The sequence below is a fragment of the Hyphomicrobium denitrificans 1NES1 genome (assembly GCF_000230975.2).
GTDB lineage: Bacteria > Pseudomonadota > Alphaproteobacteria > Rhizobiales > Hyphomicrobiaceae > Hyphomicrobium_B > Hyphomicrobium_B denitrificans_A.
The window spans coordinates 1,967,616-1,981,844 of sequence record NC_021172.1 but is presented as its reverse complement, the minus strand read 5'-3'; the positions used below and the strand labels follow the sequence as shown (position 1 = coordinate 1,981,844).

The window sequence follows — 14,229 nt, the reverse complement described above, 5'->3', positions numbered from 1 at the left end:
AGGCGCACAACTGAATTTTCGCCTCGGCATCGGAGAGGCTAGGAGTAACGGACGCAATGGCCAAAGAAGCAAGTGCTGCGCGCGGCAAAGTCAAAAAGCGCGAGAAGAAGAACATCACGTCGGGCGTCGCTCACGTGAATGCCTCTTTCAACAATACGATGATCACGATCACGGACGCCCAGGGCAACACGATCGCCTGGTCGTCATCTGGCACCAAAGGCTTCAAGGGTTCGCGCAAGTCGACGCCGTATGCCGCGCAGATCGCGGCTGAAGACGCTGGGCGCAAGGCGCAGGAGCACGGCATGAAAGTGCTCGAGGTTGAGGTGTGCGGCCCGGGTTCGGGTCGTGAATCGGCGCTTCGCGCGCTGCAGGCCGTCGGTTTTCAGATCACCTCGATCCGCGACGTGACGCCGATCCCGCATAACGGTTGCCGGCCGCGCAAGCGCCGCCGCGTCTAAGAGATTCGCGCGCGCGCCGCTTTCCGGCGCGCTGACGCATGTTACCGCATAAGAGATTCCGCGGCCCGCTCCCCCGTCCGCGCAAAATAGACGAGGTATCTCGTGAACGTTCTGCAGAAGAACTGGCAAGATCTGATCAAGCCGTCCAAGCTTGAGATCCAAACGGGCCGCGACCGTTCGCGCATCGCGACCGTCGTCGCCGAGCCGCTCGAACGCGGTTTTGGCATGACCCTCGGTAACGCGCTGCGGCGCGTCTTGCTGTCGTCGCTTCAAGGCGCCGCCATCAAGACCGTGCAGATCGACGGTGTGCTGCACGAGTTTTCGTCCGTTCCGGGCGTCCGCGAGGACGTGACGAACATCATCCTGAACATCAAGGAAATTGCGCTGCGCATCCACTCCGAAGGCGTGAAGCGCATGGTGCTCAAGAAAGAAGGCGCCGGCCCTGTCACCGCAGGTGACATCGAGGCCTCGTCCGAGGTCGAAGTTCTCAACCCCGAGCACGTGATCTGCCACCTCGACCAGGGGGCTTCGATCCGCATGGAGTTCACGGCCGACATGGGCAAGGGCTACGTCGCCTCCGACCGCAATCGCCCGGAAGACGCTCCAATCGGTCTGATCCCCGTCGACAGCCTCTATTCGCCGGTGAAGAAGGTTTCCTACAAGGTTGAGAACACCCGCGAAGGTCAGATTCTCGATTACGACAAGCTGACGATGGTCGTTGAGACCGACGGCTCGGTCCGCCCCGAGGATGCCGTCGCGCTCGCCGCTCGCATCCTTCAGGATCAACTCGCGGTCTTCATCAACTTCGAAGAGCCGAAGAAGGCGCAGGAAGAGCAGCGTCATCCGGAGCTGGCGTTCAATGCCGCGCTTCTCAAGAAGGTCGACGAGCTCGAGCTTTCGGTGCGTTCTGCGAACTGCCTGAAGAACGACAACATCGTCTACATCGGCGACCTGATCCAGAAGACGGAAGCCGAGATGCTGCGCACGCCGAACTTCGGCAGAAAGTCGCTCAACGAGATCAAGGAAGTACTGGCCACGATGGGTCTGCATCTTGGCATGGAAGTGCCGAACTGGCCGCCGGACAACATTGACGAGTTGGCGAAGCGCTTCGAAGACCAGTACTGAGATCGGAATTCCCTCTCCCTGCTTGCGGGGAGAGGGTTAGGGTGAGGGGCGGCCGCTTGCTCCGGCATAAGTTGCCGCCCCTCATCCCAGCCTTCTCCCCGTAAAGGGGGAGAAGGAGTCTAGGCGAAGGTGAGGCCATAGAAACTCCCGCGCCGAACCGGTCAGCAAATGCTGACCGTCAATCCAAGCTTTGCAGCATGCGCTGCGGGCCAACAATGTAAGGATGAAGATAAGATGCGACACAAGAAACTCGGCCGCCGTTTCGGCCGCCACGTCGGGCACCGCCAGGCGATGTTCTCAAACATGGCCGCAGCCCTCATCAAGCACGAACAGATCATCACGACGCTGTCGAAGGCGAAGGACCTCAAGCGCGTCGTCGACAAGTACATCACGCTCGCGAAGCGCGGCGACCTGAATTCGCGCCGTCTTGCTGCCGCGCGCCTCCGCGACGAGGACATGGTCAAGAAGCTCTTCGACGTTCTTGCCACGCGCTACAAAGACCGCAACGGCGGCTACACCCGCGTGCTGAAGGCGGGCTTCCGCTACGGCGACGCCTCGCCCCGCGCCGTCATCGAACTCGTCGATCGCGATGAAAGCGTGAAGGGCGCCGAGGACAAGGCCCGGCACGAGAAGATGCTGGCCGAGCAGGCCAACGCCGGCTGATCCTGTAAAGCTGGATATTCAGGAATTCCAAAAGCCCGGTGCATAGCGCGCTGGGCTTTTTGCTTGAGGCGCCGCTCTTATTCCCTCCCCCCACCCCCGACCCCTCCCCGCGAGGGGGGAGGGGAGAAGCGGAGCCTTTTGTCGCCAGCGCGAACCGTGCCGCCGGCCTTGGTTTCACGGTCCCGGCATTCGATGCAGAAGGCGTGACGTTGCTTTGCGAATATTCCCTTCCGCGAGGGAGAGGGGAGAAGCGGTGGTGCTCTGGCAAGGACATCGAATGAATCGCCAGTGAGGCTGCGGACGATGACTCCGCTCCATACCCCTCCCCTTGACGGGGAGGGGTTAGGGGTGGGGTGAAGAGCCGGACGGAATCTTTCGACGGGTCACAATCGCGTGCCGCAGCGTCGTTTGCAGACCTCTTGCTTCTGGATCTACCCCCCATCCCCTCCCCTTCCCCGCGAGGGGGAGGGGAGAAGCGGAGCCTTTTGCGGGATGCACGGCGTCGCTCATTGCGATTGCCTTCTTGCGCCGTTCAGGCGGATTATCGGTTCGAATGCCGCGTATCCCGCGGCTGTCGTCGGGGTCGAAGCGCAATGTCAACGGAGCCACCGGTTGTCGTAACGGGCGCGTCCGGATTCATCGCGAAGCACGTCGCTGGAGAATTCCTGAAGCGTGGCTACTCGGTCCGCGGCACAATCCGCCGGCTGGATAAGGCCGATGCGGTGCGCCGCGCTGTGACGCGGCTTGGCTGCGATCCTTCAGCACTTTCATTCGTGGCCGCCGATCTCGACAGCGATGTCGGCTGGGATGATGCCGTCGCGGGTGCCAACATAGTCGTGCACATGGCTTCGCCGTTTCCCATCGCGCAGCCAGATGATCCGGACGACGTAATCCTGCCGGCGCGCGAAGGCACCTTGCGCGTTCTAAAGGCGGCAACACGCGCGCATGCGAAACGGCTGGTGCTGACGTCCTCGTCCGTTGCGATCTTCTATGGCAGCGGCTTGCCGATTGGACACATCTACTCCGAGGACGATTTTAGCGATGAAACGCGCAACGATCTGACGCCCTACATCAAGTCGAAGACGATCGCGGAGAAGGCGGCCTGGCAGTTCGTCAAGAAGACCCCCGGCGCGCCTGAACTCGCCGTCATCAACCCGGCCTTCGTGCAAGGTCCGGCGCTCGACGACGATCTCTCGACGTCGCATGACCTCTACCGTCTTATGGCGCGCGGCCTCTATCCGGCAGCGCCGCGCATCCGCTTTCCTGTCGTTGACGTTCGTGACGTCGCGGCAGCGCACGTTGAAGCCGCGCTCCGTCCGGAGGCGGCCGGAAAACGCTACCTCATCGGCGAAGGCCAGCTTCGCCTTTATGAGCTTGGCCGGATCCTGGCGCGGGAACTGCCGGATCTCCGCTCGAAAGTACCGAAGTTCGAACTACCGGACGTTGCGGTCCGTATGCTTGCCGTATTCGACAGGCGGTTGCGAACGATCTTGCCGGAACTCGGCGCGCAGAAAGATTACACAAATACAAGGGTTCGGGCCGGCTTGGGGCTGAACCTCAGAGGCTCCGACGAAGCCGTGACGGCCGCGGTCAGATCATTACGAGACCTTAGGTTGATCTGACGTGCCGACCCAACATATGTCTTCCTCGGCACGACTCTGTTGCGTCGCTGGCTTGGCTCGGCGGCGCGTTCAACTGCGCCGATTGCGGAGCATAGTGATGATGAAGAAAAACTGGGTCTTGGTTCTTGCGTCCGCTGCCGCGGCAATCTTCTCGGTGCCGCTGCTGATGCGTTCCGTGACTCCGACGTTCGCGCAGGAAAAGGTCGCGCCGCCGTCGCGCGAAGCCATCCAATATTCTTATGCTCCGATCGTCCGCAAGGCGGCGCCTGCCGTCGTCAACGTCTATGTCCGCACGCACGTGCAGACGTTCGCATCGCCCTTCGCGAACGATCCCTGGTTCCGCCGCTTCTTCGGCGATGCCTTTGGGCAGCCGACCGAGCGCGTCATGAACTCGCTCGGCTCGGGTGTCATCGTCAATCCGGAAGGCCTGATCGTCACCAACAACCACGTCGTCAAAGGCCGTGGCGAAACCGAGATCAGAGTCGCGCTTTCCGATCGGCGCGAGTACGACGCGAAGGTAATCAGCAAGGACGAGAAGGCCGATATCGCCGTCCTGAAGATCGAAGGCGGCGACGGCAATTTTCCCTATCTGCAATTCGATGATTCCGATCGTCTCGAGGTCGGCGATCTCGTGCTTGCGATCGGCAATCCGTTCGGCGTCGGCCAAACCGTGACGAGCGGTATCGTCTCAGCGCTGTCACGTTCGGAAATGGCGGAGTCGGATAGCCAAGTCTTCATTCAAACCGATGCTGCGATCAACCCGGGCAACTCGGGTGGGGCGTTGATCGATATGTCGGGTCGCCTCGTCGGCATCAACACGATGATCTATTCGCAATCGGGTGGATCGGTCGGAATTGGGTTCGCGATTCCGTCGAACCTTGTTCGCGTCTACGCCGAAAGCGCTGCGAACGGCCGCAAGGTCGAGCGGCCCTGGATCGGCGCAAAGCTCGAAGCGATGTCGCACGATTTCGCTGAGGGGCTCGGTCTTAATCGCATCGCCGGTGCTGTCGTAACACGGCTCTACAACAAAGGCCCTGCGGCTGATGCGGGCTTACGTGAAGGCGACGTCATCACGCACGTCGATGGCGTCGAGGTCGCGGATGCGCGCGCAGTCTACTATCGCCTGGCAACCAAGGGCATAGGCCAGACTGCGCATCTTACCGTTATTCGCAAGAACAAGCCGATAGACATCTCGTTGCCTCTGATCGTCGCGCCGAAGCCGGGCAAGGACGACGCGCGCAATCTTTCCGGCAACAATCCGCTCGATGGCGCGAGAGTTTCGAACATTCTGCCCTCCGTCGCCGACGAACTGGGCATCGACGAAACGGAAGGCGTCGTTATCACATCGGTGCGCAACGGATCGGTCGCGCAAAGTCTCGGATTTCAGCCGGGCGATGTTATCGTGTCGATTGGCGACAAGAAGATTCTCAACGTCATCGACGCCGAGCAGGCCGTCGCCACACGCCAGCGCGTTTGGCAGGTCGCTGTCAAGCGCGGCAATCGTGTGCTGCAGCTTCAAGTGCCGGGCTGATGCAGCGAGGCCGAGAGCAGCTTGCGGCTTCTGCCGCCGCGAAGCTGCACTAGAGCTTCTGTGAAAGCTGATAAGCTGCGAAGCAGAGGATAATCGACAGGAATATGCGAAGCAGCCAATCCGGCAATTTGCCCGTCAATCGCGAGCCGATGGCGATGCCCGGAATTGAGCCGATGAGCAAAAGCCCCAGAAGAACGAAGCTCGTATTTCCGATCGACATATGCCCGAGTCCCGAGATCAGCGTCAGCGGCACGGCGTGGACAATGTCGGTGCCGATCAACCGGCGCGTTCTGAGCGTCGGATAGAGAAGCGTCAGGATGACGACGCCGATGGCGCCGGCGCCGACCGACGTCAGAGTGACAACCGAGCCGAGGCTGAGCCCGAGCAGAAGAGTCGGCAAACGGCGCACCGGCACATCGGTCGGTTCCACGACCTGCGCCCCGCGGCGCGTAATGATCGGATAGAACAGGATCGCAAGTGAACTGATCACCAGCGCTCCGATCAGCGCGTGCTTGATAAACGATGCGAGCCCCGCCGTGTCGGGATCGAGCAGCCGCAGCACGACCAGCATCGCAAGCGATCCCGGAACGCTGCCCGCCGCGAGCCACGCGACGAGCCGCCAGTTGACGTTACCGAAGTTGTGATGCGGCCAAGCCGCCGAGCCTTTCGTGATCGATGCGAAAAGCAGATCCGTGCCGACAGCCAGCGTCGGTGAAATCCCGATCTTCGCGATCAGAAAGGGGGTCATCAGCGAGCCGGCGCCGACCCCCGTCAGTCCAACCAGGAATCCAACGACGAAGCCGCCCGAAATGACCATCGGCCAAAGTGTTTGCAGATCGACGTCAGGCATCACATTCCGGGAAAAAGCAAAGAGACTGAGGTACGCGAGAATAGCGGGGCCTGCAATTGCAGAATTCTCGCTGATTTAACTGCACTGCGGTATGCCGATGTTCGCGCGTCCCCTCGGTGCGATACAACTAGAGCCCAGGGTCCATACCGTCATCGAGCGGTGGCGGCGGTTCGATGGCGACAGAAACACCCGCGGAACGCAGGATGATCGCGACCTCGTTCGCACGGCGCATGAACTCCTCGCGATCTTTCGAGCTCATCGAGAGATCGCGGTTCAAGCCGTTGGCGAGCATATCGCGCTTCAGAACGAAGTGACCGTCGGTTGGAGCTTCGGCTTTGGCATCGACGGATGTTGCGATGCCGCCGGCGACCGTTGAACCCGAAACGGAATCGATTAGGAGCAGCGTCCCGGTTTCCGGCGTCTCCGTGAAGACATCGATCGCAGCCGCGCGGCCGAGAGAAATCTTCGCAATGGCGATATCGTTCGCCGAGCAGGCGCGCGCAGGGCGCGACGCCATCGTCTCGAGATCGAGCAGCGCCTTGATCTCGATATTCGAAACCGGGATGAGATCGGTCGATGTGCGAACCAGGTAACCGGCAGCCGGGCTGAATGCATCTTCCGAGAGCCAGACGAAGCGAGCTTCAAGCGTCTGCGCTGCAACGGGGCGCATCTCGGGCGTCGACAGGACGGCGCCGCGTGAGACGTCGATATCGACATCGAGCTGCAGCGAGACGGCATCGCCGGCCGAAGCGCTTTGCAGATCGCGGTCGAATGTTGCGATGCGAACGACCTTGCCGCCGGCGTTGCTCAGCACGTCGGTGACGGTGTCGCCGACTTTGATCGTGCCGGAGGTGACGGTCCCCGCAAGCCCGCGGAAATCCTGGCCGTCACGAAGTACCATCTGCACGGGAAAGCGGAACACGGAGCCCGCTTCGCTCACCCGGCTCGGCACTTTTTCGAGATGCTGAATGAGCGTCGGGCCGCTGTACCAGCTCATGTTCGTCGAGGGTGCCGATACGTTATCTCCAAAGACTGCCGACAGCGGGATGGCCGTCGACTCCCAGAAATTGAACTTCCAGCAAAGAGTCCGAAAATCGGCTTCGATCTTGCGGAACACCTCCTCCGACCAGCCAACAAGATCCATCTTATTGACGGCGAGAACGACATGTTTGACGCCGACGAGATCGAGGATCGCCGCGTGGCGCTTGGTCTGCTTCTTGACGCCCGAACGCGCATCGACGAGCACGATGGCAACGTCGGCGTGAGAGGCGCCCGACGCCATGTTGCGCGTGTACTGCTCATGCCCGGGGGAGTCGATGATGACGAACCGGCGCGTCTCGGTATCGAAATACTTCCATGCGATGTCGATGGTGATGCCTTGCTCGCGTTCGGCGACGAGACCGTCGAGCAGCATCGAGAAATCGGGTAGGTCGGTGCCCGCAGCCTTGCGTCCCGAGCGCCGCACGTTCTCGCGTTGGTCCTCGTAAAGATCCGACGCATCCCAGAGCAGACGTCCGATCAGGGTCGACTTGCCATCGTCAACGGACCCGCATGTCAGAAGATGCGTGATACCGCCAAGCTCGCGGACGAGGTTGGGTACGTCTTGGGTGCGAGCAGGCGTCTGCAGCGCAGGCTTGGCTTTCAGAGCGTGGACGGTCATCAGAAGTAGCCTTCCTGCTTTTTCTTTTCCATTGCGCCGGCCTGGTCGTGGTCGATCAGGCGGCCCTGGCGTTCGGAGGTTTGCGCGTTGATGGTTTCGGCGACGACCGCTTCAATCGTGTCTGCATCCGACTCGACCGCGGCGGTCAGCGGATAACAGCCGAGGGTGCGGAAGCGGATCTTGCGCATCTCGACCTTCTCGCCGGCCCGAGGCTGCAGCCGCTCGTCGTCCTGCATCAAAATCTGTCCGTCGCGAACGATGGTCGGGCGCTCGGCTGCGAAGTAGAGCGGCACGACGTCCAGTTTTTCGCGCAGGATGTAGCGCCAGACGTCTTTTTCCGTCCAATTCGACATTGGAAAGACGCGCACGGTCTCGCCCGTGCCGAGGCGGCCATTGAGCAGATGCCACATCTCCGGCCGCTGGCGGCGTGGATCCCAGCGATGGCCGCTCGCGCGGAATGAAAATACGCGCTCCTTTGCACGGCTCGCTTCTTCATCGCGGCGCGCACCGCCGAAAGCCGCATCGAATCCGTACTTATCCAGCGCCTGCTTCAGCGCCTGCGTCTTCAAAACGTCAGTATGGATCGACGGCGCATGATCGATCGGATTGATCCCGCGCTTGATGCCGTCTTCGTTGGTGTGGACGATGAGATCGAGCCCGAGCTGCTTCGCGGTCCGGTCACGGAACGTGATCATGTCGCGGAACTTCCACATCGTGTCGACGTGCAGCAGCGAAAAGGGCAGGTTCTGCGGAAAGAACGCCTTGCGCGCGAGATGCAGCAGGACGGTCGAGTCCTTGCCGATCGAATAGAGCATCACCGGCTTGCGGAACTGCGCAGCGGCCTCGCGGAAAATATGAATGCTCTCCGCTTCGAGGAGATCGAGATGAGAAGGCGAGGCCGTCATGCGGAGCGATCCTTTGTTTCAGACTTCGGATCCTCACCTTGCGTGTGAAGTCCGCACTCTTTGCCGTTTTCGTTTTCCCACCACCAGCGGCCGGCACGAATATCTTCGCCCGGTTTGATGGCGCGCGTGCACGGCTGACAGCCGATTGACGGAAAGCCTTTGGCGTGCAGCGCGTTGAGGGGAACCTTGTTCGTTGCGACGTAATCCTCGAGCTTGGCGAGTGACCAGTCGGCGATCGGATTCAGCTTGATCAGCTTCTGTGCCGCGTCGTAGCTCGCGAAGTGCACGTGCGCGCGGCCTCGCGACTGTTCGCGACGAAGGCCCGTGACCCATCCCGCCGCGCCTTTTAGTGCGCGATTGAGCGGGCGAACCTTGCGAACTTCGCAGCACGCCTTACGCGCTTCGACCGAATAGCGGAAGCCGTAGATGCCGTCGTTCGCGACCAGTTCTTCAACCTCGGCTGCATCTGGATACATCACCCGTATCTTGAGGCCGTACTTGCCTTCGGTTTCAAACAGCGCGTCGAGCGTTTCCGGGAAGTGGCGCCCGGTGTCGAGCGTGAAAATATCGATGTCTGTGCCCGTCGTTGCGATGGCGTGGGTGATCGCCTGGTCCTCGATCCCAAGGCTCGTCGAAAAGGCAACCGTTCCGTCGATGGCGGCGCGAATGGCTTTGATGCGGTCCTCAAGCGTCGCCAAACCTTCAAGCGTTCGGTCGAGCTCGGCAGCCTTCGCTTGTTGCGAAGCGGTATGGGTGTCTGTCGCCAGCCCACTCGCGACGGGCGCGGCTACTTCGAACAAAGTCATGGAGACCTCCGGATGGCTCATACATAGTGGAAAATCATTCTCCTGAGAAGCCTTATAAGCAAATCGGAATAGGATATTATTTCTCAAATTGCCAAGAGGCGCAATTTTACGTCTCGCTGAGCCCGGAGAATGTCGATCTACTTATTGATACGTCTAAGGCGATTAATCTTATGACCGAAGCCAATTGAGCAAACCATTTGCGGCTCTGGCCGATGTAGCGAACGTCCCCTGCAGCAAATAGCCGCCCGTCGGCGCTTCCCAGTCGAGCATCTCTCCGGCGACGAAAAAGCCCGGCCGTGCGGTGAGCATCAGATCCTCGTTCAAAGATCGCCATGCAACTCCGCCAGCCGTCGAAATCGCGCGCTCCAGGCCGGCGAGCCCGGTAATGCGAACTGGGGCCGCCTTGATCCGCGCCGCCAGTGCTTCGGCGCCTTCCGGAAGACCAGCCTCGCGCACAAGCCCGGCGCCCACGGCATCGAGATGAGCGGCCTTGCGCAGAAAGTTCGTCATTGTGTCTTTGCCGCGCGACTTGGTAAGGCGCGCGACGAGGTCGTCGTGTGTCATGTCCGGCTTGAGGTCGGTGAGCAGCGTTGCCGTTCCATGCTTCGCAAGCGCCGCGCGAATATATGGACCGAGCCCATAGATGGCGCCTCCTTCAAGCCCATTGCGTGTGACGACGGCTTCGCCGCGCCGGGTCATGCCGTCGACCGTCAACGCGATGCGCTTCAGCGCCGAACCTTCGAAACGGGACTTGAAAACCTCGGACCACGGAACAAGTACGCCGCAGTTGGCAGGCGCGAGCGGCGTTATCGAAATTCCTGCGTGCGTGAAGATTTTCGCCCACGAGCCGTCCGAGCCGAGTTTCGGCCAGCTCGCACCACCGAGCGCAAGCAAGGTTGCTTCCGGGTTGATTTCAACAATCGATTTGTCCGCTGCCTCGAACTGCAGCCCGCCGGATGGCAAGAAGCCCATCCATCGATGCCGCGTCTTGATCGTTACGCCGAGGTCGCCAAGGCGGCGGAGCCATGCGCGGAACAGGGGCGATGCTTTCATCGCGCGCGGAAAGACCCGGCCGCTGCTGCCGACGAACGTGTCGGCGCCAAGAGCGTTCGCCCAGGCGATAAGTTTTTCCGGTGGGAAGCATTTGACCGCGGCGCGAATCTCGGCCGCGTCGCCGCCATAGCGATCGAGGAATGCCGCGAGCCCCTCGCTGTGCGTCAGGTTCAGGCCGCCCCGGCCGGCAAGCAGAAACTTGCGCGCCGGCGATGCCATCCGCTCATAGACGGTGACCTGATGTCCGCGGCTTGCGATGATCTCGGCTGCGAAGAGGCCCGCCGGTCCCGCGCCGATGATCGCGACACCGCGTTTCGCGCCTGATGCGGAATTCATCGGACGTCCGCGCCCGGAGTCGATGCTCGGGATTCCTCAAAGATCAGCGTAAAGCGACCTTTCGTGCTCTCGATACGCACCATCTCTTTCAATCCGAGCGGGGCACCGTTGAAAAACCCTCTGAACAGTGCCGCCCCAAGCGAACCGCCCGTATGAGGCGGCGCATGGATGTTGCGCCGACGGTTACGAAACTAGACGTTGCTATAGCTGCCTGCCATGCCTTGCAAGTTGGGGCGCTGCAGGGATGCCACACCATGCTCCGAATCGCGCGCGGCGTGTGCTGGACGCTGTCAGTGCCATTTTTTGCCACCTGTGCAAGACTATTGGAAAAATCCGTTAGCGCATCGCACCGGATCACTCAAAAGCATCGCAATTTCTCACGCTAAAAACCGAATCGGCAAAAAAGCATTCGCGCGTGAATAACGAATACTGCGGTGTGGATGGCGTCGCGGCGCGGACACGATGTCATGCGAAGCTGGGGATGAATCAAAATCGGGTTTTCTCGCTGTCTGATCATACGCTTAAGTCCTAACACCGGATGTGGATTGAATCGCGGGAAGCCAGCGTCAAGTAGCGCGCCAAAAAAATGCCGCTGGCCCTCGCCAAAGCCGGTGTTATGTTTCATGCCGCTTCGCGAAGAGGCGTCGGTGTTTGATTCTGAAGAGGGCTCTTCCAGAAACAACCACGCAAGCTTCGAGCGTGAGGTGTCATAATCGTTTGACGCACAGTATGCGGGGTATCAAGTGATGGGGGATACAAAGCGTCCCGGCCTTTCGGGGAACCTACAACCGGTTTCGACCGGACCCGAAGTTATGGACGACGCGGCGATCGAGGTTTTCGAGGTCGCTGGAATGATAAAGTGGTTCGATGCTTCCAAGGGATACGGCTTCATTGTCCCGGATAATGGCCTGCCCGATATTCTTCTTCACGTGACGTGTCTCAGGGCAGGCGGTTTCCAGACGGCCTATGAAGGCGCTCGCGTCCACTGCGAGGTGTTGCGCCGCTCCAAGGGGATGCAGGCATTTCGCATTCTCAGCATGGATGAAAGCACTGCCATCCATCCCTCTCAACTGCCGCAGCGCACGCACGTCATCGTGCAGGCGGAAAGCGATTGGGAGCGGGCCTACGTGAAGTGGTTCAACCGCGTGCGGGGCTTCGGCTTCTTGACACGTGGCGAAGGGACGCCCGATATCTTCTGCCACATGGAGACGTTGCGGCGGTTCGGCTTTACCGAGCTTCGTCCTGGCCAGATCGTTCAGGTCCGGTGGGGTTATGGATCGAAGGGCTGCATGGCTGCGGAGCTTCGGCCGGATGGCGTGCCGACAGGGCTGCCGTCGCGTAATTGACGCGGGATCTATGACGAAAGCGTTAGAGAGTTTCATAAAAAGGGCCGCGATATGCGTGGCCCTTTTTGCTGTGGCCGCAGCCGGTCTTCCATCGCTCTTCCAGAAAACAGGGCTTCTCCAGTTCGCGCCGCCCGCATACGCGAAGATGCGGCGGGACAAGCTGACCATTGAGCCCGCCGCTGGCGGGCCCGGCCATGCGTTCGATATCGAGGTGGCATCCAGCGAGCAGGAAAAGCGTCTTGGGCTGATGTATCGGACTGCCATCGGCGCGAGCGAGGGCATGTTGTTTCCGTATATGGCCGAGCGCGAGATCTCGATGTGGATGCGCAATACCTACATTCCGCTCGACATGGTGTTCATCCATTCGAATGGCACAATTGCGCGCATCGAGGAGCGTGCGGAGCCGTTATCAGATCGCGTCATTGCGTCAGGATCTGCGGTCGCGGCTGTGCTTGAGCTTCAAGCCGGGACTGCTGCACGCCTCGGCATCAAGCCTGGCGACAGGGTGAGCTATCCGCTATTCAAGAACGCCGCACACTGAGTATTTGAAATATGCGAAAGAAACGGCTGCGGCGCCGTCTCAATCGAACAGCGACGATAGCGACCGCTGGATAGAATCGAAGCTCATGCCGAAAGACGAGTCATTGGATTGCGAAGCTCGGCGCTTCGCAGACTTCGCTTTGCGCTGGGTGACTTTCGCCCTCGTGGCCGTAACGGGCGAGGGTGCGATTTCCGGCTTCGGATCGGAAACGACGCTGCCGCCCTCAAAATGCAGCACGGAACCGCCACTCGCCGCCGCACTGACTTGCATCATGGTCGGCGCGCGCGATGCTTCAACGGACTTAACCGGCGCGGCTATCGGTGCCGTGTGAACGGTATCGCGTTCGGCCGGCTCTACGCTGCTCGTTGAGACCGGAGCCGCGGCAGGCGGCGTCATTTTCTCAGAAGGAACGAGCATTTCCGGTTGCGCCCATGGATGATCGAGCATCGAACGTTCAGCGATCGGTGGGGCAGGTATCGCGCCCATGGATGCCGAGGCGGGGATGTCGGTAGCGATCGCGACCTTCGCTTGCGACTGCTTCTCGTAAGTTGCCGCAGTCGGCGTATTGAGAGCATCCGCGACGACCGTGGATTTGGACGGGCAGGTCATGGCGGAATTCGACGAGACGAGAGCCAAAAGCGCCTCATCAGGATTGCCCACAGGAAGGTGAGCATTGACTGTGGTCAGAAATGCGCCCATCGCAGCCTGCGATGCGGCGCTCCATTTTCCGGTTACCGGGCCATCGTAACAGTGCGTCTTCATTAACGCAGTCTGCAAATCTCGGGTGACCTGGGTGCGCGGCGGAGCGGCGCGTCCGGGCATCCCCTGCGTCGCTGTGTCGGGGATGATGTAGACGGGCGAGGTAATCGATGCGGCCCGAACGACAGGGGGCATCGGAATGAAATCCGCAGCGGCCGGAGGAATGGCGTCATCCGCGTCGACCGCCAAATAATAGACGTAAGCCGCACCGACAGCGATAGCGCAAAGCACGATGCCTCGTGCCTTGGTGGCATACGTATTTGGCAGAACGGAACGCACCAGATTCAAAGTACGCACTCGCGACCAACGCCAACGGGAAACATGATAGACGACAGGCTGCCACAATGCCCCGGGGCGGCCCAGTTTCACCAATTCGCTACTATTTTAGCGACCCTTTGGCAAACCAACCGTTGAGCATTATGCCGTTCAGCCGTGCAGGCGTGGCGCCGGATCGACACTTTCCGACGGGGCCCGTTGCGAAACCAATCCGCGTGCCTGCGACGCGCCCAAGGCGCGGCTATTCGTTCTACAAATGTCCATTTGTTCGCTCCGGCGAACATGCTACTAAGCCCCT

The 14,229-nt window shown here is 60.7% G+C and carries 13 protein-coding genes; 7 read left to right on the top strand and 6 right to left on the bottom strand.

Going from position 1 to position 14,229, the window contains the following annotated elements:
• The first annotated feature begins 56 nt into the window (after nt 1-56).
• From rpsK to HYPDE_RS09430, 5 genes are all read left to right on the top strand, one after another.
• Nucleotides 57-458 carry a 30S ribosomal protein S11 gene (rpsK, locus tag HYPDE_RS09450; RefSeq protein WP_015598212.1) on the top strand — a complete coding sequence of 134 codons (402 nt, stop codon included), beginning with the start codon at nt 57-59 and terminating at the stop codon, nt 456-458.
• A 102-nt stretch (nt 459-560) separates the two neighbouring features.
• Complete coding sequence (locus tag HYPDE_RS09445; protein ID WP_015598211.1) at nt 561-1,583, top strand: DNA-directed RNA polymerase subunit alpha; 1,023 nt, start codon at nt 561-563, stop codon at nt 1,581-1,583.
• Nucleotides 1,584-1,817: 234 nt separating this feature from the next.
• Nucleotides 1,818-2,246 carry a 50S ribosomal protein L17 gene (gene rplQ / locus HYPDE_RS09440; protein ID WP_041321082.1) on the top strand — a complete coding sequence of 143 codons (429 nt, stop codon included), beginning with the start codon at nt 1,818-1,820 and terminating at the stop codon, nt 2,244-2,246.
• A gap of 593 nt (nt 2,247-2,839) precedes the next feature.
• Nucleotides 2,840-3,868: an SDR family oxidoreductase gene (locus HYPDE_RS09435; RefSeq protein ID WP_015598207.1), complete on the top strand. Its 1,029-nt coding sequence runs from the start codon at nt 2,840-2,842 to the stop codon at nt 3,866-3,868.
• Nucleotides 3,869-3,965: 97 nt separating this feature from the next.
• Nucleotides 3,966-5,399, top strand: coding sequence for a Do family serine endopeptidase (locus HYPDE_RS09430; RefSeq protein WP_015598206.1), 1,434 nt, complete (start codon nt 3,966-3,968; stop codon nt 5,397-5,399).
• Between the two features lie 49 nt (nt 5,400-5,448).
• On the opposite strand, the gene HYPDE_RS09425 is transcribed toward HYPDE_RS09430, so the two are convergent.
• From HYPDE_RS09425 to HYPDE_RS09405, 5 genes are all read right to left on the bottom strand, one after another.
• Complete coding sequence (locus tag HYPDE_RS09425) at nt 5,449-6,249, bottom strand: sulfite exporter TauE/SafE family protein (RefSeq protein ID WP_015598205.1); 801 nt, start codon at nt 6,247-6,249, stop codon at nt 5,449-5,451.
• 127 nt (nt 6,250-6,376) lie between these two features.
• The gene (locus HYPDE_RS09420; RefSeq protein WP_015598204.1) at nt 6,377-7,909 is read right to left on the bottom strand and encodes a GTP-binding protein; all 1,533 of its coding nucleotides are present in this window, start codon (nt 7,907-7,909) and stop codon (nt 6,377-6,379) included.
• On the bottom strand, nt 7,909-8,814 hold the full coding sequence (cysD, locus tag HYPDE_RS09415) for a sulfate adenylyltransferase subunit CysD (protein ID WP_015598203.1): 906 nt from the start codon (nt 8,812-8,814) through the stop codon (nt 7,909-7,911). The genes HYPDE_RS09420 and cysD overlap by 1 nt, the downstream gene beginning before the upstream one ends.
• A complete protein-coding gene (locus HYPDE_RS09410; protein ID WP_051112071.1) occupies nt 8,811-9,620 on the bottom strand; it encodes a phosphoadenylyl-sulfate reductase in 810 nt (269 codons plus the stop codon). Before HYPDE_RS09410 ends, cysD begins: the two co-directional genes overlap by 4 nt.
• A 168-nt stretch (nt 9,621-9,788) precedes the next feature.
• Entirely contained in the window at nt 9,789-11,009 is a 1,221-nt protein-coding gene (locus HYPDE_RS09405; protein WP_015598201.1) for a TIGR03862 family flavoprotein, read from the bottom strand.
• Between the two features lie 746 nt (nt 11,010-11,755).
• Between HYPDE_RS09405 and HYPDE_RS09400 the strand changes: the two genes are divergently transcribed.
• Nucleotides 11,756-12,355: a cold-shock protein gene (locus tag HYPDE_RS09400; protein ID WP_015598199.1), complete on the top strand. Its 600-nt coding sequence runs from the start codon at nt 11,756-11,758 to the stop codon at nt 12,353-12,355.
• 55 nt (nt 12,356-12,410) lie between these two features.
• A complete protein-coding gene (locus HYPDE_RS09395; RefSeq protein WP_015598198.1) occupies nt 12,411-12,896 on the top strand; it encodes a DUF192 domain-containing protein in 486 nt (161 codons plus the stop codon).
• Between the two features lie 39 nt (nt 12,897-12,935).
• Here the strand turns inward: HYPDE_RS09395 and HYPDE_RS09390 are convergent, their stop codons facing one another.
• Nucleotides 12,936-13,952 carry a hypothetical protein gene (locus HYPDE_RS09390; RefSeq protein ID WP_244437586.1) on the bottom strand — a complete coding sequence of 339 codons (1,017 nt, stop codon included), beginning with the start codon at nt 13,950-13,952 and terminating at the stop codon, nt 12,936-12,938.
• Nucleotides 13,953-14,229 lie beyond the last annotated feature (277 nt).

Coding starts and splice junctions, on each gene's coding strand:
- rpsK (WP_015598212.1), top strand. CDS start 57: ATGGCCAAAGAAGCAAGTGCTGCGCGCGGCAAAGTCAAAAAGCGCGAG.
- rplQ (WP_041321082.1), top strand. CDS start 1,818: ATGCGACACAAGAAACTCGGCCGCCGTTTCGGCCGCCACGTCGGGCAC.
- HYPDE_RS09435 (WP_015598207.1), top strand. CDS start 2,840: ATGTCAACGGAGCCACCGGTTGTCGTAACGGGCGCGTCCGGATTCATC.
- HYPDE_RS09430 (WP_015598206.1), top strand. CDS start 3,966: ATGATGAAGAAAAACTGGGTCTTGGTTCTTGCGTCCGCTGCCGCGGCA.
- HYPDE_RS09425 (WP_015598205.1), bottom strand. CDS start 6,249: ATGCCTGACGTCGATCTGCAAACACTTTGGCCGATGGTCATTTCGGGC.
- HYPDE_RS09420 (WP_015598204.1), bottom strand. CDS start 7,909: ATGACCGTCCACGCTCTGAAAGCCAAGCCTGCGCTGCAGACGCCTGCT.
- cysD (WP_015598203.1), bottom strand. CDS start 8,814: ATGACGGCCTCGCCTTCTCATCTCGATCTCCTCGAAGCGGAGAGCATT.
- HYPDE_RS09410 (WP_051112071.1), bottom strand. CDS start 9,620: ATGACTTTGTTCGAAGTAGCCGCGCCCGTCGCGAGTGGGCTGGCGACA.
- HYPDE_RS09405 (WP_015598201.1), bottom strand. CDS start 11,009: ATGAATTCCGCATCAGGCGCGAAACGCGGTGTCGCGATCATCGGCGCG.
- HYPDE_RS09400 (WP_015598199.1), top strand. CDS start 11,756: ATGGGGGATACAAAGCGTCCCGGCCTTTCGGGGAACCTACAACCGGTT.